The organism is Roseicyclus marinus (assembly GCF_030163795.1).
Classification (GTDB): Bacteria; Pseudomonadota; Alphaproteobacteria; order Rhodobacterales; family Rhodobacteraceae; genus Roseicyclus; species Roseicyclus marinus.
On sequence record NZ_JASJOF010000001.1, the window covers coordinates 1 to 18,053 of the forward strand.

19 protein-coding genes and 1 pseudogene are annotated in these 18,053 nt (G+C 65.1%); 11 read left to right on the forward strand and 9 right to left on the reverse strand.

The window, feature by feature from the left end:
• From QQK63_RS00005 to QQK63_RS00030, 6 genes and pseudogenes are all read left to right on the forward strand, one after another.
• Positions 1-536: pseudogene (locus QQK63_RS00005) on the forward strand (DNA polymerase III subunit gamma/tau); the annotation flags it as partial.
• Between the two features lie 18 nt (positions 537-554).
• Positions 555-908 carry a YbaB/EbfC family nucleoid-associated protein gene (locus QQK63_RS00010; RefSeq protein WP_277828142.1) on the forward strand — a complete coding sequence of 118 codons (354 nt, stop codon included), beginning with the start codon at positions 555-557 and terminating at the stop codon, positions 906-908.
• A gap of 10 nt (positions 909-918) precedes the next feature.
• The gene (recR, locus tag QQK63_RS00015) at positions 919-1,518 is read left to right on the forward strand and encodes a recombination mediator RecR (RefSeq protein WP_277828140.1); all 600 of its coding nucleotides are present in this window, start codon (positions 919-921) and stop codon (positions 1,516-1,518) included.
• Positions 1,519-1,566: 48 nt separating this feature from the next.
• Positions 1,567-2,223 carry a PAQR family membrane homeostasis protein TrhA gene (gene trhA / locus QQK63_RS00020; RefSeq protein WP_277828138.1) on the forward strand — a complete coding sequence of 219 codons (657 nt, stop codon included), beginning with the start codon at positions 1,567-1,569 and terminating at the stop codon, positions 2,221-2,223.
• Between the two features lie 117 nt (positions 2,224-2,340).
• The gene (locus QQK63_RS00025) at positions 2,341-3,102 is read left to right on the forward strand and encodes an electron transfer flavoprotein subunit beta/FixA family protein (protein WP_277828135.1); all 762 of its coding nucleotides are present in this window, start codon (positions 2,341-2,343) and stop codon (positions 3,100-3,102) included.
• Positions 3,102-4,028 carry an electron transfer flavoprotein subunit alpha/FixB family protein gene (locus QQK63_RS00030; RefSeq protein WP_277828133.1) on the forward strand — a complete coding sequence of 309 codons (927 nt, stop codon included), beginning with the start codon at positions 3,102-3,104 and terminating at the stop codon, positions 4,026-4,028. Before QQK63_RS00025 ends, QQK63_RS00030 begins: the two co-directional genes overlap by 1 nt.
• A 51-nt stretch (positions 4,029-4,079) precedes the next feature.
• On the opposite strand, the gene QQK63_RS00035 is transcribed toward QQK63_RS00030, so the two are convergent.
• Entirely contained in the window at positions 4,080-4,901 is an 822-nt protein-coding gene (locus tag QQK63_RS00035) for a DUF6473 family protein (protein ID WP_277828131.1), read from the reverse strand.
• A gap of 222 nt (positions 4,902-5,123) precedes the next feature.
• On the opposite strand from QQK63_RS00035, the gene QQK63_RS00040 reads away from it, so the two are divergent.
• Complete coding sequence (locus tag QQK63_RS00040; RefSeq protein WP_277828129.1) at positions 5,124-5,999, forward strand: 3-hydroxybutyryl-CoA dehydrogenase; 876 nt, start codon at positions 5,124-5,126, stop codon at positions 5,997-5,999.
• Positions 6,000-6,094: 95 nt separating this feature from the next.
• Here QQK63_RS00040 and QQK63_RS00045 read toward each other — a convergent pair whose 3' ends face one another.
• From QQK63_RS00045 to QQK63_RS00075, 7 genes are read right to left on the reverse strand one after another with little or no spacing between them, the layout of a single operon-like run.
• Positions 6,095-6,994 (reverse strand): lysophospholipid acyltransferase family protein, encoded by a 900-nt coding sequence (locus tag QQK63_RS00045; protein WP_277828127.1) that lies wholly within the window; start codon positions 6,992-6,994, stop codon positions 6,095-6,097.
• Between the two features lie 43 nt (positions 6,995-7,037).
• Positions 7,038-7,319: an HPr family phosphocarrier protein gene (locus tag QQK63_RS00050; RefSeq protein WP_277828125.1), complete on the reverse strand. Its 282-nt coding sequence runs from the start codon at positions 7,317-7,319 to the stop codon at positions 7,038-7,040.
• A 3-nt stretch (positions 7,320-7,322) separates the two neighbouring features.
• Complete coding sequence (locus QQK63_RS00055) at positions 7,323-7,712, reverse strand: PTS sugar transporter subunit IIA (RefSeq protein ID WP_277828123.1); 390 nt, start codon at positions 7,710-7,712, stop codon at positions 7,323-7,325.
• Positions 7,709-8,641: an RNase adapter RapZ gene (gene rapZ / locus QQK63_RS00060; protein WP_277828121.1), complete on the reverse strand. Its 933-nt coding sequence runs from the start codon at positions 8,639-8,641 to the stop codon at positions 7,709-7,711. The genes QQK63_RS00055 and rapZ overlap by 4 nt, the downstream gene beginning before the upstream one ends.
• Positions 8,642-8,657: 16 nt before the next feature.
• On the reverse strand, positions 8,658-9,149 hold the full coding sequence (locus QQK63_RS00065; RefSeq protein WP_277828119.1) for a phosphoenolpyruvate carboxykinase (ATP): 492 nt from the start codon (positions 9,147-9,149) through the stop codon (positions 8,658-8,660).
• 9 nt (positions 9,150-9,158) lie between these two features.
• A complete protein-coding gene (locus QQK63_RS00070) occupies positions 9,159-10,865 on the reverse strand; it encodes a sensor histidine kinase (protein ID WP_277828189.1) in 1,707 nt (568 codons plus the stop codon).
• Positions 10,866-10,895: 30 nt separating this feature from the next.
• Positions 10,896-11,597 (reverse strand): response regulator transcription factor, encoded by a 702-nt coding sequence (locus QQK63_RS00075; RefSeq protein WP_277828117.1) that lies wholly within the window; start codon positions 11,595-11,597, stop codon positions 10,896-10,898.
• Positions 11,598-11,918: 321 nt separating this feature from the next.
• On the opposite strand from QQK63_RS00075, the gene QQK63_RS00080 reads away from it, so the two are divergent.
• Entirely contained in the window at positions 11,919-13,517 is a 1,599-nt protein-coding gene (locus tag QQK63_RS00080) for a phosphoenolpyruvate carboxykinase (protein ID WP_277828115.1), read from the forward strand.
• A gap of 117 nt (positions 13,518-13,634) precedes the next feature.
• On the opposite strand, the gene QQK63_RS00085 is transcribed toward QQK63_RS00080, so the two are convergent.
• Complete coding sequence (locus QQK63_RS00085; RefSeq protein ID WP_277828114.1) at positions 13,635-14,408, reverse strand: sulfite exporter TauE/SafE family protein; 774 nt, start codon at positions 14,406-14,408, stop codon at positions 13,635-13,637.
• 176 nt (positions 14,409-14,584) lie between these two features.
• Between QQK63_RS00085 and QQK63_RS00090 the strand changes: the two genes are divergently transcribed.
• From QQK63_RS00090 to thpR, 3 genes are all read left to right on the forward strand, one after another.
• Positions 14,585-16,270 (forward strand): acyl-CoA dehydrogenase family protein, encoded by a 1,686-nt coding sequence (locus tag QQK63_RS00090; RefSeq protein WP_277828112.1) that lies wholly within the window; start codon positions 14,585-14,587, stop codon positions 16,268-16,270.
• Positions 16,271-16,378: 108 nt separating this feature from the next.
• On the forward strand, positions 16,379-17,503 hold the full coding sequence (locus QQK63_RS00095) for an ATP-binding protein (RefSeq protein ID WP_277828110.1): 1,125 nt from the start codon (positions 16,379-16,381) through the stop codon (positions 17,501-17,503).
• Positions 17,503-18,042, forward strand: coding sequence for an RNA 2',3'-cyclic phosphodiesterase (thpR, locus tag QQK63_RS00100; RefSeq protein WP_277828108.1), 540 nt, complete (start codon positions 17,503-17,505; stop codon positions 18,040-18,042). The genes QQK63_RS00095 and thpR overlap by 1 nt, the downstream gene beginning before the upstream one ends.
• Positions 18,043-18,053: the final 11 nt, after the last annotated feature.

Below are 18,053 nucleotides of genomic sequence, written 5' to 3' on the forward strand. Positions count from 1 at the left end.
CCCGCGCGCAGGCGGCCCCCGTGCCGCGCAGCAGTGGAGGCGGCGCGCAGGCGGCTTTGCAGGCCGAGCCGGGGCCGGATCTGTCGGTCTATCCGACCTTTCCCAGCGTCGTCGCCCTGATCGAACAGGCGCGTGACATCAAGCTGCTGGTCGAGATCAAGACCTGCCTTCGGCTCGTCAGCTATGCGCCCGGCCGGATCGAGTTCCAGCCGACCGAAAACGCCCCGCCAGACCTGTCGCAGCGTCTGGGGCGGGCCCTGACGCTGGCGACCGGCGCGCGCTGGATCATCTCGCTTGCCAATGACGGTGGCGCGCCCACTATCGCCGAGGCGGAACAGGCGCAGCGACACGCGCTCGAAGCGGAGCTTGAACAGCACCCGCTGCTGCAAGCCGTCAAGGCTGCTTTCCCCGAGGCGAAAATCGCGGCGATCCGCAGCCGCGCGGAATTGCAGGCGCAGGCCCAGGCCGAGGCGCTGCCGGAATTGCCCGACCCCGACGATCTTCCCGAGGATTGGGACCCGTTCGACGATGAATGACTTTTGGAGAGATAGGACATGCTGAAAGGTTTGGGCGGTCTGGGTGGTCTTGGCGACATGGCCAAGATCATGAAGCAGGCGCAGGAAATGCAGACGAAAATGGCCGAGATGCAGGAGAGCCTCGCCGCCATGACGGTCGAGGGCGTCTCGGGTGCGGGGCTGGTCAAGGCGACCGCCACCGCCAAGGGCGAGCTGATCGGGCTCGATATCGACCCGTCGATCTTCAACCAGGACGACAAGGAAGTGGTCGAGGATCTGATCCTCGCCGCGATCAAGGATGCCCAGACCCGGGCGCAGGAAAAAAGCCAAGAAGAACTGGCGAAACTGACCGAGGGCATGGGCCTGCCGCCGGGCATGAAACTGCCGTTCTGAGGGCTGTACCTTGGCGGACGCGCCCAAGGATATCGAGGCCCTGATCGAGATCATGGCCCGTCTGCCGGGGCTCGGCCCCCGGTCGGCGCGGCGTGCTGTTTTGCACCTGATCAAGAAGCGGGGGCCGTTGATGCGTCCCTTGGCCGAAACCATGACCCGCGTGGCCGATACCGCGCGGGAATGCCTGAATTGCGGCAATATCGGTACCGCCGATCTCTGCCCGATCTGCACAGATGACAAGCGCGCCAACGGACAGATCTGCGTGGTCGAGGATGTGGCGGATCTTTGGGCGATGGAGCGCGGCGGGGCCTTCGGTGGGCGCTACCATGTCCTTGGCGGTACGCTGTCCGCGCTCGACGATATCGGGCCCGAGGATCTGCGCATCCCGCGTCTTGTCGACCGCGTGACGGCTGAGGCCGTGACAGAGGTGATCCTTGCGCTCAATGCCACCGTCGATGGCGTCACCACGGCCCATTACATCGCGGATGCGATGGCGGGGTCGGGGGTTTCCGTCACCTCTCTGGCGCAGGGTGTGCCGATCGGGGGGGAACTCGACTACCTCGACGATGGCACGATTTCGGCAGCCCTGCGCGCCCGCAAGGCAGTGTGACACAACGTAAGTCTTGCCTTGCCGGGCATTCGGTTCAACTCTTTCCCAATGAGCCACATCGCCGGAAGCCGCCCCTACAGCCGTGCCGAATACATTTCGGATGCGATCGTGCACGCCTCCGGGATCGGCGCGGCCTTGATCGGTGGGCCGCTTCTGATCGCCTTGGCCGTCCTGTGGACCGGAGAGGCAGGGGTCGTCACCGCCGTTTCTGTCTATGTCGTGACCGGCCTTGCCATGTGGAGCGCATCTGCCGCCTACAACCTGTTCCAGGTTCCCGCCTGGGTCGACCGGCTGCGCCGCATGGACCAATCGGCGATCTACCTCAAGATCGCGGGCACCTACACACCCTTCGCCGCCCTTGCCGCGGGGCAGGCCGGGTTCCTTGCGGGGATATGGGCCGTTGCGGGCATAGGTGCCGCGCTCATCCTCTTTACCACGCGGCTGAAATGGCTAGCCATTCCGCTCTACCTTGGGCTGGGTTGGGCCGGTGCGCTGTGGGGTGGGCCGCTTGTTTCGGGCCTTGGCCCGCTGGCCTTTTGGCTTTTGGTCGTGGGTGGGGTCACCTATTCCTCGGGCATTGCCTTTCTGTTGTGGGAAAGACTGCCGTTCCACAACACGATCTGGCATGTCTTCGTCTTTTTGGGCTCGCTGGCGTGCTACGCGGCCATCGCGGCAGAGCTTTGGCGCGGCTCGGTTCCAATCTGACGCGGCGTTCCCGGTTGCCCCCGCGTCGATTTTGACCTGTCTTTGCCGGGCCTAAGGCTCTAATTCCTGTTCCAAGGTTCGTGAGGCGCGACCGCGCCCGAGAGAGGAGAGAACGCGATGAAGGTACTCGTACCGGTCAAACGCGTGATCGATTACAACGTGAAGGTCCGCGTCAAGGCGGATGGGTCCGGTGTCGATCTCGCCAACGTCAAGATGTCGATGAACCCCTTCGACGAGATTGCGGTCGAAGAAGCGATCCGCCTGAAAGAAGCCGGCAAGGCCGAGGAAGTCATCGCCGTCTCCATCGGCGTGAAGCAGGCGCAAGAAACGCTGCGGACCGCGCTTGCCATGGGGGCCGACCGTGCGATCCTCGTTGTTGCGGCCGACGACGTGCATCAGGACATCGAGCCGCTGGCCGTGGCCAAGATCCTCGCCAAGGTCGTGGCCGAGGAGAACCCCGGCCTCGTGATCTGCGGCAAGCAGGCCATCGACAATGACATGAACGCGACGGGTCAGATGCTGTCGGCGCTTCTGGGTTGGTCGCAGGCGACCTTTGCCAGCGAACTGGCGGTCGAGGGTGACCACGCCGTCGTGACCCGCGAGGTCGATGGCGGTCTTCAGACCATCAAAGTCCAGATGCCGGCCATCGTGACCGTCGACCTGCGCCTGAACGAGCCGCGCTATGCCTCTTTGCCCAACATCATGAAGGCAAAGAAAAAGCCGCTCGATGAAAAGACCGCAGCCGATTACGGCGTCGATGTCACGCCGCGGCTGAGTGTCGTCAAGACGACCGAGCCCGGCACGCGCAAGGCGGGCGTCAAGGTGGGCTCGGTCGACGAGCTGATCGCGAAACTCAAGGACGAAGCGGGGGTGATCTGATGGCTGTTCTTCTTCTGGCCGAGGTGACCTCGGGCGAATTGAACATGGACGCGACCGCCAAGGCGGTGACGGCTGCCGCGAAACTGGGCGATGTGACGGTGCTCTGCGCCGGGGCATCGGCCAAGGCGGCGGCAGATCAGGCGGCCACCATCGCGGGCGTGGCCAAGGTGCTGTGCGCCGAGGGTGACAGCCTTGGCCATCGTCTGGCTGAGGCGACCGCCGATCTGATCGTCGGCATGGCCGGTGATTACAGCCACATCTGCGCACCCGCCACGACCGATGCCAAGAACATCATGCCGCGTGTCGCGGCGCTTCTGGATGTCATGGTGATCTCGGATGCGATGGGTGTCGTCGATGCCGACACGTTCGAGCGTCCGATCTACGCGGGTAACGCGGTGCAGACGGTGAAATCGACCGATGCGAAAAAGGTCATCACCTTCCGCACCACCGGTTTCGAGCTTGCCGGAACGGGCAATGCCGCGCCGGTGGCGATGGTCGACGCCCCCGCAGCCTCGGGCCTGTCCACATGGGTCGAGGACAAAGTTGCGGCATCGGACCGTCCGGAACTGACCAGCGCGGGCATCGTGGTTTCGGGTGGACGCGGCGTCGGCTCGGAAGAGCAATTCGCCCTGATCGAAGGCCTGGCCGACAAGCTGGGCGCCGCTGTCGGCGCATCGCGCGCGGCGGTCGATTCGGGCTACGCGCCGAATGATTGGCAGGTAGGCCAGACCGGCAAGGTTGTCGCGCCCGAGCTGTACATCGCGGTCGGCATTTCCGGTGCGATCCAGCATCTGGCCGGCATGAAGGACAGCAAGGTCATCGTCGCCATCAACAAGGACGAAGAGGCCCCGATTTTCCAGGTGGCCGATTACGGTCTTGTCGCCGACCTGTTCGAGGCTGTCCCGGAACTGACCTCCAAGCTCTGACAAGCTATTGTCTTGAAACGAAAAGCCGCCCCTGCCATCGGGGCGGCTTTTTCATGTGCGCAGCAATGGGGCCAGAAGATTGGCGGCCATCTCATGCGCCTCGGGGCCGGGCAAAAGTCGCGCCACGCTTTCCTCCGCGCCTGAATGGAACATGCCGCGCGTCGACTGCGCCCGGGGCTTGGGCGGGGCCACTGCCACGCTGAGCGACGCGGCGCGCGCTGCCACGAGCTGCACCATTTCAGACGTCACGAACAACGGATCGTGCCCCAGATGCAGGCCGCCCTCCGCCGTGCCGGGGGGGCGGCGCGACAGCCACAGCAGGTGGACCGGCGCGGGCGCGCGGGTCAGAAAACTCAGCATCCGCGCCACCCAAGCTTCTCGCAATTCGGCCTCGACCACGCCGAACCGGTCGCGGGACAGGGCGCGCAGATGGGTCAGAAGGTGGCGGGTGAAGTGGAAATCGGTGAAATCCACATCGCGGTAGAGCGTGCGCAGCATGGTCGTGGCCCGGATGAACCGATCGTTTCGGCGCGGATGGACGGCATAGAACCGGTTGCTGATGTTCTGCGCCCCGGTGATCTGCAACACGATCGCGCAGGCGCCTCTCGTCGCGACGCGGATGGCCGGATCGGTCAGGATCACATCGAGGCCGGCGTTCAGGACCCCCATGTTCACGACCGGCACGGGCAGCGCGGCGGCAAGGCGCGTCGCATACGGCGCGTGGATGAAGCGGCCAAAGGTTTCGGCCCCGCCAAGACAAAGAACATAGGGCGCGTCCAGACCCTGTGCCGGACCGCGAAACCGCAGGACCGATCCCGGATAGGACACGGCGGCATAATCGAGGGGCAGGCTGCCCCTGTGTTCAAAACTCATTCCCCGTCTCTCCCGAAGTCCAGACGACTCACCCGGGGATGACTGTGGCCCTCGGCTGTTGCCAAAATCCTAAACCACTTATTTGTTTATATTTTTCTGAAAAAGAGAGCGTCGGCAGCGCGCTTGCGTCGCGGTGGGGCAGGCTTGTCTCTGGCCACCGGTCGCGCCTATGCTGCGCGCGACAGGCGGGCGTTGGTCCGCCGCGCAGGGCAAGGAATGGGCATGGAAATCAGGTCGATCGGGGTGGTTGGCGCGGGGCAGATGGGCAATGGCATCGCCCATGTGTGCGCGCTGGCGGGCTATGACGTGGTCATGACCGACATCAGCGCCGAAGCGTTGAACAAGGCTATCGGGCTGATAGAGCGCAATATTTCCCGGCAGGTCGGGCGCGGTAAGGTAAGCGAGGCCGAGATGGCCGAAGCCATGGCGCGCATCCGCACAACCACGGTTCTGGCCGAGGTGGGTCCAAGCGACCTGATCATCGAGGCAGCGACCGAGCGGGAGACGGTGAAGCAGGCGATTTTCGAGGATCTTCTGCCGCATCTGAAGCCCGAGACGATCCTGACCTCGAACACCTCCTCGATCTCGATCACGCGGTTGGCAAGCCGCACGGATCGGCCCGAAAAGTTCATGGGATTCCATTTCATGAACCCGGTTCCGGTCATGCAACTGGTTGAACTTATTCGAGGAATCGCGACGGATGAAGAAACGTTCGCGGCCTGCAAGGCGGTCGTGGACCGGCTGGGCAAGACCGCCGCGACGGCCGAGGATTTTCCGGCTTTCATCGTCAATCGCATCTTGATGCCGATGATCAACGAGGCGGTCTACACGCTCTACGAGGGGGTGGGGAACGTGACCTCGATCGACATGGCGATGAAGCTGGGCACCAATCACCCGATGGGTCCGCTGGAATTGGCGGATTTCATCGGGTTGGATACCTGCCTCGCCATCATGAATGTGCTGCATGACGGATTGGCGGATACGAAATACAGACCCTGCCCGCTGTTGACGAAATATGTCGAGGCCGGGTGGCTGGGCCGCAAGACGCAGCGCGGGTTCTATGACTACCGGGGCGAGGTGCCCGTGCCGACCCGTTGATGGGCGCGGCAAAAGGTTAAGGCCGGGTTAAGTTCCGGGGTCGAAACCTGCGGGAACGTTAAGGACGCCAGCGCTGGTTAAGGACTTGGAAGGGTTTACTGACCGTCCGGGTCGTCGCGCAGCGACAGGGTGCGCTGACGCAGCCATGCCATGAATTCGCGCGGCTTGGCGATCCGCTCTTCCCATTGGTCCGGCGTGATCGGGTGGCCGATGATCGGCGCCTGCGGCTTGTCGAAGCTGTGGACGACCTCGTGGATCAAAAGCCCCTGCCGCAGGACCGGGGAAATGCGGTTGGCGATCTGGTACCAGCGCGAATTCGCGCCGGTGAAATAGAGCGGTACGATGGTCGCGCCGGATTTGCGGATCATCTTGGCGGTGAAGACGTTCCATTCGCCCTCGACCGCCGGACCCCACATGCTTTCGGAAGCGGCGACAGCGCCCGAGGGGAAGAGTGCGATCAGCCCTTTTTGTTCCAAGTGACCCATCGCGGCGGCGCGCATCTGGAGCATCTTTTCCTGCGCATCGGGTTCGTGCGGGAAGGGCACGGGGATCATGTAGCTGGCCGCCGATTCGTCGAGACCGGTCAGAAGCGCGCGGGTGAGGATGCGGTAATCCGGCCTGCGCCGCCCGATCAGATCGGCGAGGATCATGCCGTCGACCAGCCCGTGAGGGTGGTTGGCCACCAGAACCACGGGCCCCTCGGCCGGGATACGGTCGAGCTGGTGCTGGGGGGTTTGCAGGTCGATGCCCATGACCTTCATCGTGGCGGGCCAAAAGGCCTGCCCGGTGAATTCGCCCATCTTTTCGAACTGGCGGACACGGCGGATGATCGTCAGCTTGCCGGTCACCCATTCGATCGCCTTGATCGTGTGGCGGGTCCAGAAATTGTCGAAACTGTTGGCATAGGTCAGGCTGCGCCGGTCATAGACCCGTTCGGGCCCCGGCCGCAGCGCCGGTCGCGGCGCAGAGATATTTCGGGAACTCGTATCGGTCACGCGCCCTCGTCCCATCCGGTCGGTTGCCGTCTTTGCCCCGGGTTCAGTTGGCTTCGCCAAAGCGGTCCGCCACGAGGGCCGCAAGCGCATCGGCCAGCTTTTCTGCCTCCGGGCCGGAGGTTTCAACCTCAATAGAGGTTCCCATGGAGGCTGCCAACATCAAAAGCCCCATGATCGAGTCGCCGGCGGCACTCAGCCCATCGCGGCGCACGGTGGCCTTGGCGTCATGGGCTTCGACCACTTCGACGAAACGGGCGGAGGCGCGGGCATGCAGCCCCTTGATGTTGATGATGTCGAGGTTGCGGATCACGGTCTGGTCGGACATGCCTCAGGGTGCTCCGTCGAAACTGTTGATGTAGCGCCGGCCGGCTTCGGCGGCACGGGCCACGGCCTCTTCCACGTCGAGATCGCGGGATTTCGCCAGCTTGATCAGCATGGGCAGGTTCACCCCGGTCAGGATCTTGCGGTTCTGCGGCCGACAGGCCGTGAGCGACAGGTTGGAGGGCGAGCCGCCGAACATGTCGGTGACGACCACGACGCCCGATCCGTCATCCACCGCATCGGCGGCGTCACAGATTTCGCGGGTGCGCGCGGCGCGATCATCCTCCGGGCCGATGGAGATGGCGATCATGGCGGCTTGGGCACCCACGACATGCTCCGCCGCCCGTTTGAGTTCGGGTGCTAGCCCGCCATGGGCAACGATCACGATGCCGATCACGTCCTTGTCGCCTCTGGACCTTCTGGCTCCGCGCCCGTCCCCTTTGCGCGTCGCTGTTCCACTTCCCTGTGACGTTTAGACACCGGCCACCCCCTTTCCGCAAGGTGCGCCGATAGGATTTCGGTCATCGCGACCGAGCGGTGTTGCCCGCCTGTGCATCCGAAGGCGATGGTCAGGTGGCTTTTGCCTTCGGCTTGAAAGGCGGGAAGCAGCAGGTCGGCCATGGCGATCACCTGATCGCGAAAGGCGTCGAAGCGGGGATCGGTGGCGATATAGGCCTGCACCTCGGGACTGCGCCCATCCTCGGGGCGGAGCGCCTCATCCCAGTGGGGATTGCGCAAGAACCGGCAGTCGAACACGAGATCGGCGCCGGTTGGCAGACCGCGCCGGTAGGAAAAGGAGGTCAGCGTGATCGCAAGACGCCCTGCGCCTTCGGGGGCGAACAGCCGCGTGATTTCGGCGCGCAGGTCATGGGGTGTGAGGCCGGAGGTGTCGACCAGAACGCTGGCGGCCTCGCGCACGGGGACAAGCAGGGCCAGTTCGCGGGCGATCCCTTGGGCCGGATCTGCATCGGGGGCGAGCGGGTGGCGGCGGCGGGTTTCGGAATAGCGGCGCTGGAGAACATCGGCAGCGCAGTCGAGATACAGGAGGTCGGGGGACAGGCCGGGCGTCGCGGTCAGGCGGGCATGGGCGGCCACGAGCCCTGCGGCGGAATAGTCGCGGTTGCGCGCGTCGATGCCGAGGGCGAGGGGGCGGTCGGGCGGCGGTCCCTCGAGCAGGCGGGGCAAAAGGCCGAGCGGTATGTTGTCGATCGCCTCGAACCCCAGATCCTCGAGCGCGTTGATCGCGGTGCTGCGTCCCGCGCCCGAGGGGCCGGTGACGAAGACCACGCGCGTCGTGGCGGCGTCGGATCGGGTCGCGGAGGTCATGGGCGGCGCTGCCGGGTCAGGGTTCGGCGCGACCATGCCGCGCCATCAGGAAAAGGGACGGGGCAAGGGTGTGTTTCCCCGCCCCGAGGATCAACGGATAGTGGCCATCGCCTATCGCGACGTAGCGTCGCGGCGGCAGGCGGTGCGGTTCGGCCCGGTCGAGGTCGACGAGGAAGCCAAGCGGAGCCGCGGCACGGGTCGGGCCCGCGTTGAGAAGGCCGATGCCGCGCGCCTCGATCAGGTCGCGGGCGGTGTCGGGCCGGCGCAGGCGGGCGGGATGCGTCGCCGTGTCGAGCCAGAGGCCGTCATCGGCGATCAGGGTCGCACCGAGCGCCAGAAGCGACAGGGCGAGAGTGGATTTGCCCGTCCCGGATGCGCCAAGGATCGCGATGGCGGCATCCCCCAGCGCCACGCCGGTCGCGTTCAGCCACAGCGCCGTGCCCTCGCCCCCGGCGGCCCATGTGTCGATCCGCTCGATCTGGTCGGGATGTGTCGGATCCTCGGGCATTGCTGCCGATCAGATCGGCAGGCCGACGACGAAGCGTGCGCCAAGCGGTTCGGAGCCGGCATCGGCGGCGGTGGGCCGGATGTTTTCGGCCCAGATGACGCCGCCATGCGCCTCGACGATCTGCTTGGAGATCGCGAGCCCGAGGCCGGAGTGATTGCCGAACTGCTGTTCGGGACGTTCGGAATAGAACCTGTTGAACACTTTGGTCAGCGCCGCTTCGGGGATGCCGGGGCCGGTATCCTCGACCACGATCAGCACCCGGTTTTCGCGGCGTCGGGCCCAGAGCCGCACCGCGTCGCCAGTGTCGCAGAAAGAGATCGCGTTTGACAGGAGATTGACGAAGACCTGCGCCAGCCGCCCTTCGAGGCCGGAGATGCGGATCGGGTCGGGCGGCAGGTCGGTGATGAAATCGACGCCTTTCCGGCCCGCTTCCTCGCCATGGTAGAGGGACAGGTTCTGGAGCGTGCGGACGAGGTCGAATTCCTCTTCCTCTTCCTTGACCAGTTCGCTGTCGAGGCGGGAGGCGTTGGAGATGTCGGAAACCAGCCGGTCAAGGCGCTGCACGTCATGTTCGATCACTTCGAGCAGGCGGTTGCGCTGATCCTCGGTCTTGGCGAGGCGCATGGTGCCGACGGCGGAGCGCAGGCTGGCCAGCGGGTTCTTGATCTCGTGGCTGACGTCGGCGGCGAATTGTTCGTTCGCGTCGATCCGGTCGTAAAGCGCGCTGACCATGCCGCGCAGCGCGCCCGAAAGACGGCCGATTTCATCGGGACGGCCGGTCAAGTCGGGGATGCGGACGCGCGTCGGGCTCATCTTGCGGGCGTTCTTGTCGCGGCCAAGTTCGGCAGCGGCGGCCAGATCGGCAAGGGGATGCGCGATGGTCGAGGCCAGAACGAGGCTGAGCACGATGGAGACCAGGAGCGCCACGACGAACATCTGGAGCATCTGTTCGCGTTCGGCACGGGCGAGGTGGTCAATCTCGCCCGCGGCGGTGGTGATGACGACGGTGCCGACTTGTGCGGTGGGGCCGAAGACGGGGGTGGCGGCGGCATAGAGCGTGCCCGAGGCGACGCTGCCCCGGCTGAGCACGGTCGCGCCATCGGCGGTGGTGGGAAGGAGCGAGGCGGCAAAACCCTCGGCAGTCTGGGCCGGGGCTGTGGGCGGCTCGCCGGTCAGAAGGCGCGAGAGGCCGGACCAGACGGAATTGAGGAAATCCGTGATCAGGAGCGTGTCGGGCTGGCGCGTGTCGAGGCCGCGGACGGGGCGGGCGGGGCTGCGCGCGACCATCTCGGTCGAGGTCACCAGCCGGTCGGGCAGGGCATAGACGAAGACGTCGATCCCGTCAGACAGGCTGATGCCGCCGAGGATCGTGGTCGCGTCGCGCCCGCCGTTCGCATCGAGACCGGTGCCGCCGGTCGCGGCCAACGACGCCTCCAGCACCTCGGCGATCAGCTGCGCCTCGACCGCGAGGGCGCGTTCACGCTGGACCACGAGGCTTTCGCGGAAGGGATTGAGATACATGACCCCCGCCACGAGCAGGACCATGGCCAGCACGTTGAACAAGATGATCTTGCGCGCCAGCGGCGAACGGTTGAGCGAGATCAGGCCGCGCCGGGCGCGGGCGGCCTTGAGTTCGCTTTCGACCGAGCTTTGCGGGCGGTCCCAATCTTCGCCCAGCACGATATCGGCTCGGGCATTGGCACGGCGGTTGGTCATGGAGAGATCGGCGGGCACGGGCCTTGCGCCTTATTCTTCGTTGTAGCGGTAACCGATGCCGTAAAGCGTCTCGATCGCCGAGAAATCATCGTCGACGGCGCGCATCTTTTTGCGCAGACGCTTGATGTGGCTGTCGATGGTGCGGTCGTCGACATAGACCTGTTCGTCGTAGGCAACATCCATCAGCTGGTCGCGGCTTTTGACGAAGCCGGGGCGCTGGGCGAGGGCCTGCAACAGCAGGAATTCGGTGACGGTCAGCGACACGTCCTTGCCCTTCCAGGTGACGGCGTGGCGCAGCGGGTCCATCGACAATTCGCCGCGGATCATCACGGTGCTGTCCTCGGGCACGCCGGCGGCATCGGAGGCGATCGCCTCCTGACGGCGGAGGATGGAGCGGATGCGTTCGACCAGAAGACGCTGGGAAAACGGTTTCTTGACGTAATCGTCAGCACCCATGCGCAGGCCCATCAGCTCGTCGATCTCGTCATCCTTGGAGGTGAGGAAGATCACCGGCATCCGGCTTTTCTGGCGCAGGCGCTGGAGCAGGTCCATGCCGTCCATGCGCGGCATCTTGATGTCGAAGACGCCAAGATCGGGCAGGCGGCGGTTGAAGGCATCCAACGCGGATTGCCCGTCGTTGTAGGTTTCCACATCGAAGCCCTCGGCTTCGAGCGTCATGGATACGGACGTCAGAATATTCCTGTCGTCATCGACAAGTGCGATCCTTGGCATTTTGGTGACCCTTTACTGCTCGACGCTTATTTTTTTCGTTATTCTCCCCGTTCAAAGGCGGAGAATCAATCTTTATTCTCCGAATCGGCTCCAAAGGTTCCTTGTGCATAGGGCCTTGGTCATGAAGCAGTGGTTAAACTGCCACAGAAGCTGCCGCGCTTTCGGGCCATGGGTCGAACGGGTCGCGCAAGAAAATTTCCTGTTGGTTGCGCTAACTGTGCGAAAGCGTCCTGTTCAGTCTCAAAACCGTCATGTTATAGGCGGCCATGGCGCGGCGGGGATTGCCGCAGGAGAGCCACGATCGATCCGGGAGCATCGACTATGACCACCGCACGCGTGAATCCTTCGCAGACACTGGAAGCCCAAGGGATGACGGGGCTGGGCGCCGTGCATTACAACCTGTTGGAGCCAGCGCTGATCGAGGCGGCCATCGCCCGCGGCGAGGGGCGGCTGGGCAAGGGCGGCACGCTTCTTGTCACGACCGGCAAGTTCACCGGCCGTTCGCCCAAGGACAAGTTCGTGGTCCGCACCCCCGCGGTGGAAGACAAGATCTGGTGGGACAACAACAAGGGCATGACGCCCGAGGCCTTTGACCGGCTCCACGCCGACATGCTGGAGCACATGAAGGGCCGCGATTATTACGTGCAGGATCTGTATGGCGGTGCCGACCCGGCGCATCGTCTGGATGTGCGCGTGGTGTCGGAACTGGCGTGGCACAACCTGTTCATCCGCCACCTGCTGCGCCGTCCCGGCGCCGAGGAGCTGGCGACATTCGTTCCCGAATTCACGATCATCAACTGCCCGAGCTTCAAGGCCGATCCCGAGCGGCACGGCTGCCGCACCGATACGGTGATCGCGCTGAATTTCGACCGCAAGCTGATCTTGATCGCCAACACCGAATACGCGGGTGAGAACAAGAAATCGGTCTTCACGCTGCTCAACTACATCCTGCCCGGCAAGGGTGTGATGCCGATGCATTGCTCGGCCAACCATGCGACGGGCAATCCGGCGGATGCGGCCGTGTTCTTTGGCCTGTCGGGAACCGGCAAGACGACGCTGTCGGCCGATCCGGGCCGGACGCTCATCGGGGATGACGAGCATGGCTGGTCGGACAGCGGCATCTTCAACTTCGAGGGCGGCTGCTACGCCAAGACCATCAACCTGCGCGAAGAGGCGGAGCCGCAGATCTATGCGACCACCCGCACCTTCGGCACGGTCATCGAAAACATGGTCTATGATCCCGACACGCTCGAGCTGGATTTCGACGATGACAGCCTGACGGCGAACACGCGCTGCGCCTATCCGCTGGACCAGATCGCCAATGCCTCGACCACCGGTCTGGCCGGGCATCCCAAGAACATCGTGATGCTGACCTGCGACGCCTTCGGCGTGCTGCCGCCCATCGCGCGGCTGACGCCGGCGCAGGCGATGTATCACTTCCTGTCGGGCTTCACCTCCAAGGTGGCGGGGACCGAGCGTGGCGTGACCGAGCCGGAGCCGACCTTTTCGACCTGTTTCGGCGCGCCCTTCATGCCGCGCCGCCCCGAGGTCTATGGCAAGCTGTTGCAGGAGAAGATCGGCGCGCATGGCGCGACCTGCTGGTTGGTGAACACCGGCTGGACGGGCGGGGCCCATGGCACCGGCAACCGGATGCCGATCAAGGCGACCCGCGCCCTGTTGACCGCCGCGCTGGACGGATCGCTGAACAAGGTCGAATTCCGCCGCGATCCGAATTTCGGGTTCGAGGTTCCGCTGTCGTGCAACGGCGTCGATGCGGCGCTGCTGGATCCGCGCGGCACATGGGGCGATGCGGCGGCCTATGACCGGCAGGCGCAGAAGCTGGTGCAGATGTTCGCCGACAATTTCGCGCAATACGTCCCCTATATCGACGACGACGTGAAGGCCGCGGCGATTTCGTGACCACGGGCCGGGGGGCAGGGTTGCCCCCCGGTTTCCCATCGTTCGCAGGGATGGCTTTGCCGTCTTGGCGATGGTCTGGCACGACCGGGCCGGGCCGCGAGACCGCCACTGGCGGGGTCAGCCCATCAGGCCGCGCCGCACCAGATTGACGCCCGCCACCACCAGCACGACCAGCGTGGCGCGGCGAAAGAGCACCGGGTTCATCCGGTCCGACATCCAGAAGCCCAGCTGCATCCCCAGAAACGCCGGGATCAGAAGCGCCGCCGACCACGGCAGCGTCACCGCGTTCAGCACCCCCGATTGCAGGTGACCCAGAAGCAGCGTGACCGAGCCCAAGCCGTAGACCACGCCCTGCACCAGCATCTGTTTCGCCTTGGGTGTGTCGAGCGCGATCAGGTAAAGCACCGTGGGCGGGCCCCATGTGCCCGTAAGCCCCCCGATCGTGCCCGAGATCAGGCCGACGATCCATTCCGAGGGTCGCCGCCACGCGGGCGAGATGTGGAAACGGACGCCGACAAGCTGGATCAGCGACAGCACCACGACCGGCACGCCGAGGACGAGGTAGAAGGTCTGCGTGGGGATCATCGTGACGAATTGCGCCGAGATCAGGATCATCACGCAGATGATCGCGATGTAGCGCCAGAATTCGCGCAGCGCCGCGCGCGCCTCGGTCCACGAAAAGCGCATGACCTGAAGGATGTTCGACATCACGATGGGCAGGACGATTCCCGCGACCGCCACGAGCGGATCGAGGAAGATCGACAGGCCCGAGATCATCACGAGCGGCATGGCGAAGCCGATCGCCCCCTTGACGAAGCCCGCCACGAGGGTCACGCCGAAGGCCGCCGCAAAGGCCCAGAGCGGCATGAGATCGAAGGTTTCCTGCAACATGATCGCCCCTTTACGCGGCTGTCATAGCCGGGCGGTGGGGATGCTGCATCGCAAAAATGATCGCGACATTTTCCTGCGTGGGTGCGACAAAGTTGGTATTTTTGTTGCGCTGCATGTGCAAAGGCCCTAGATCGAACCGGGACATGACAGGCCATGATGACGGAAGGAGACGGATGATGCCCCGCGACGGACAGATGACCGATGAGACCCAGACGATCCTTCCCGAACTGCTTGCGTTGACGGGAGCCTCCGTCGCGCCGGCGGAGGCGATGCTTGCGACCGCGCGGGCACGGGTTGCGGCGCTGGTCACGGTCGAGGGGCGGGTTTCGGGCAGCGCCATCGAGGAGCACCAGACCGCCGCGCACGGGCTGGCGTGGATGGCGACCTATGTCGAATCGCTGCGGCAGATGCAGGCCTGGGCCGTGCGGCTGGAAGAGCAGGGCAAGTTCGGCGAGGTCGAGCAGCTGATCTTGCAGATCGCGTTCGGCGAATACCTCTGGCAGCTTTACGGCGGCATCCAGATGAACCAGGCCGAGATCGTGCGTCCGCAGGATCTCGGCCTGAGCCAGGAGGACCAGCGGGGGCTGATGACGCCCGAGGTCATGGTGCTGACCCAATCGGGCAACACGCAGGCCGCGCGGATGCGGCTGGTCGCGCTGATGCGCGAGCGGCGGGCCGAGATCACGGTGGGGGCCACCGGCCTTGACGATGAACTGGAGATGATCCGCGAGCAGTTCCGCCGCTACAGCCTCGACAAGGTGGAGCCCCATGCCCACGAATGGCATCTGAAGGACGAGCTGATCCCGATGGAGGTGATCGGGGAGCTGGCCGAGATGGGGGTGTTCGGCCTGACCATCCCGGAGGAATATGGCGGCTTCGGCTTGTCCAAGGCGTCGATGTGCGTCGTGTCGGAGGAATTGTCGCGCGGCTATATCGGGGTGGGTAGCCTCGGCACGCGGTCCGAGATCGCCGCCGAACTGATCCTTGCAGGCGGGACCGAGGCGCAGAAGGAGAAATGGCTGCCGGGTCTGGCCAGCGGTGAGATCCTGCCCACGGCGGTCTTTACCGAACCCAACACCGGATCGGATCTTGGCGCGCTGCGCACACGGGCGGTGAAGGACGAGAGCGGCGATTGGGTGCTCAAGGGCAACAAGACCTGGATCACGCATGCCGCGCGGACCCATGTGATGACGGTTCTGGCGCGTACCATCCCCGACACGACCGATTATCGCGGCCTGTCGATGTTCCTTGCGGAAAAGACGCCGGGTGACGATGCCAACCCCTTCCCCGATGCGGGGATTTCGGGCGGCGAGATCGAAGTTCTGGGCTACCGGGGCATGAAGGAATACACCGTCAATTTCGACGATTTCCGGGTCAAGGGCGAGAACCTGTTGGGCGAGACCGAGGGGCAGGGGTTCAAGCAGCTGATGCAGACCTTCGAATCGGCGCGCATCCAGACAGCGGCCCGCGCCATCGGCGTGGCGCAATCGGCGCTGGACGAGGGGATGCAATATGCCGAGGACCGCAAGCAATTCGGCCGCGCACTGATCGAGTTTCCGCGGGTGGCGAGCAAGCTGGCCATGATGGCGGTCGAGATCATGATCGCGCGGCAGCTGACCTATTTCTCGGCATGGGAGAAGGATCACGACAGGCGCTGCGATCTGGAGGCCGGGATGGCCAAGCTCTTGGGCGCGCGGGTCGCGTGGGCCTGTGCGGACAATGCGCTGCAGATCCATGGCGGGAACGGGTTCGCGCTGGAATACAAGATCAGCCGCATCCTGTGCGACGCGCGGATCCTGAACATTTTCGAGGGCGCGGCCGAGATCCAGGCGCAGGTGATCGCGCGGCGTTTGTTGGGGTGAGGGTCCGGGTGGTGGGCGGCTTGCCCACCCAGCGGACCCCGGTGGCCTATGGTCTAGCCACAATGAGCCGTCTTTGACTAATTAGCCATTCGTGGCTAATCATGGCTCATGACCCGGCCCGATTGGCATTACCCGCGCAAACCGTTCACCCATGACACTTTCGTGGCGCTGACGCGTGGGCCGGTGCCCGCGATGAGCCTGTTCGGGCCGCGCCGGACGGGCAAGACGGAATTCCTGCTGCATGATCTGGGTCATCATGCGGCGGATCGCTATGGCCACCGGGTGCTCTACGCGAGTTTCTGGCAAAGCTCTGTCGCGCCGCTGGGCCTGCTGCTTTACGCGGTGTCCGAGGCGCTGCGCCCCCGGTCCTATGCCGAGCGCGTCGCGGATTGGCTGCGCCATCCCCCGGTCAAGGTGCGGATCGGGTCGGACAAGGGCCCGGGCGCGCTGGAGATCGACCTGTCCGAGCGGCGCACGGCGCGGCTGGGGCAGGATCTGCTGTTGCTGGACGATCTGTTGGGGCAACTGGCCGACAGGGACAAACCGGCGATCTTGCTGCTTGACGAGGTGCAGGAACTGGCCACCGCCCCCGGCGGGGGCGAGATCATGGCAGGGCTGCGCACCGCGCTGGACCGACGCCGCGATGGGTTGAAGACGGTGTTCACCGGATCGTCCCAGATCGGGCTGAACCGCATCTTTTCCACGCGGGACGCGCCGCTTTACCGATTTGCCGCGCCGCTGACCCTGCCGCCGCTGGGCCCCGATTTCGTCGCCCACCAGCTGGAGGTGTTCCACGCCGTATTCCAGCGCCGGCTGGATCCGGCGACGGCGCAGGGATTTTTCGACCGGTTCGGGGGCAACCCGATGGCGTTCCAGCGCTGGCTCATGACGTTGGGCCAATACCGCGAGCTGCCGGAGGATGTAGCGGCGGAGCGGACCGCCACCGCGCTGGCCCATGATCTCGATTTCGACCGGATCTGGCTGGAGCTTCAGCCGCATCACCGGGCGATGGCCCGCATCCTTGCGGAGGGGGACCATGATCCCTTTGGGGCGACAGGGGCCGCCCGGTTCGAGGCGCTGACCGGACAGCCCGCGCCGATCCCGCAGACACGGCAAAGCCATGTGCGCACGCTTGCGCGCCGGGGTCTGGCCGATCAATGGGACCGGGAGTGGCGTCTGACAGATCCGTTGTTCGAGGCATGGGTGCTGGACCGCCCGGAGGCGGAGATCTGATGCGCGCCTTTATTGCCATTCCGATCCCCGAGGATGTGGCCGGTGCCCTGATCCGGCTGCAATCCGCGCTGCCCTATGGCCGTCCGGTGCCGGAGGAGAACCTGCACCTCACGCTGGCCTTTCTGGAGGAGGCGCCGGAGGCCGCGCTGGAGGATCTGCACGAGATGATGTCGGCGCTGCGCGCGGGCGCGGTCGATATCCGTTTCACGGGGCTCGACAGTTTCACAGAAGGCGAGCGGGGGCTGGTTTTTGTCGCGGTCGAGCGGAGCGAGGCGTTGCAGGCGCTGCAGGACCGGATCGCGGGCCTGTGTCGGGCGGCGGGGCTTGACCTGCCGCGCCGCCGGTTCCGGCCCCATTTCACGCTGACGCGGGCCAATCGTCGCCCCGATGGCCCCGCGCGTGACCGGCTGGCCGCAAGCCTTGGACCTGTTCCGGGGCTGCCCGGGTTCACCGCGCGGGCTGTGACCCTCTACCAGTCGAGCCTGACGCCGAGAGGGGCGATTCACGAGGCGCTGGCGGCCTATCCGTTACGCGGTTGAGCGCCGCCTAT

Excerpts from the sequence above, each read along its gene's own strand:
- QQK63_RS00010 (WP_277828142.1), top strand. The coding sequence starts at position 555 with ATGCTGAAAGGTTTGGGCGGTCTGGGTGGTCTTGGCGACATGGCCAAG.
- trhA (WP_277828138.1), top strand. The coding sequence starts at position 1,567 with ATGAGCCACATCGCCGGAAGCCGCCCCTACAGCCGTGCCGAATACATT.
- QQK63_RS00025 (WP_277828135.1), top strand. The coding sequence starts at position 2,341 with ATGAAGGTACTCGTACCGGTCAAACGCGTGATCGATTACAACGTGAAG.
- QQK63_RS00030 (WP_277828133.1), top strand. The coding sequence starts at position 3,102 with ATGGCTGTTCTTCTTCTGGCCGAGGTGACCTCGGGCGAATTGAACATG.
- QQK63_RS00035 (WP_277828131.1), bottom strand. The coding sequence starts at position 4,901 with ATGAGTTTTGAACACAGGGGCAGCCTGCCCCTCGATTATGCCGCCGTG.
- QQK63_RS00040 (WP_277828129.1), top strand. The coding sequence starts at position 5,124 with ATGGAAATCAGGTCGATCGGGGTGGTTGGCGCGGGGCAGATGGGCAAT.
- QQK63_RS00050 (WP_277828125.1), bottom strand. The coding sequence starts at position 7,319 with ATGTCCGACCAGACCGTGATCCGCAACCTCGACATCATCAACATCAAG.
- rapZ (WP_277828121.1), bottom strand. The coding sequence starts at position 8,641 with ATGACCTCCGCGACCCGATCCGACGCCGCCACGACGCGCGTGGTCTTC.
- QQK63_RS00065 (WP_277828119.1), bottom strand. The coding sequence starts at position 9,149 with ATGCCCGAGGATCCGACACATCCCGACCAGATCGAGCGGATCGACACA.
- QQK63_RS00070 (WP_277828189.1), bottom strand. The coding sequence starts at position 10,865 with ATGACCAACCGCCGTGCCAATGCCCGAGCCGATATCGTGCTGGGCGAA.
- QQK63_RS00075 (WP_277828117.1), bottom strand. The coding sequence starts at position 11,597 with ATGCCAAGGATCGCACTTGTCGATGACGACAGGAATATTCTGACGTCC.
- QQK63_RS00080 (WP_277828115.1), top strand. The coding sequence starts at position 11,919 with ATGACCACCGCACGCGTGAATCCTTCGCAGACACTGGAAGCCCAAGGG.
- QQK63_RS00085 (WP_277828114.1), bottom strand. The coding sequence starts at position 14,408 with ATGTTGCAGGAAACCTTCGATCTCATGCCGCTCTGGGCCTTTGCGGCG.
- QQK63_RS00090 (WP_277828112.1), top strand. The coding sequence starts at position 14,585 with ATGCCCCGCGACGGACAGATGACCGATGAGACCCAGACGATCCTTCCC.
- QQK63_RS00095 (WP_277828110.1), top strand. The coding sequence starts at position 16,379 with ATGACCCGGCCCGATTGGCATTACCCGCGCAAACCGTTCACCCATGAC.
- thpR (WP_277828108.1), top strand. The coding sequence starts at position 17,503 with ATGCGCGCCTTTATTGCCATTCCGATCCCCGAGGATGTGGCCGGTGCC.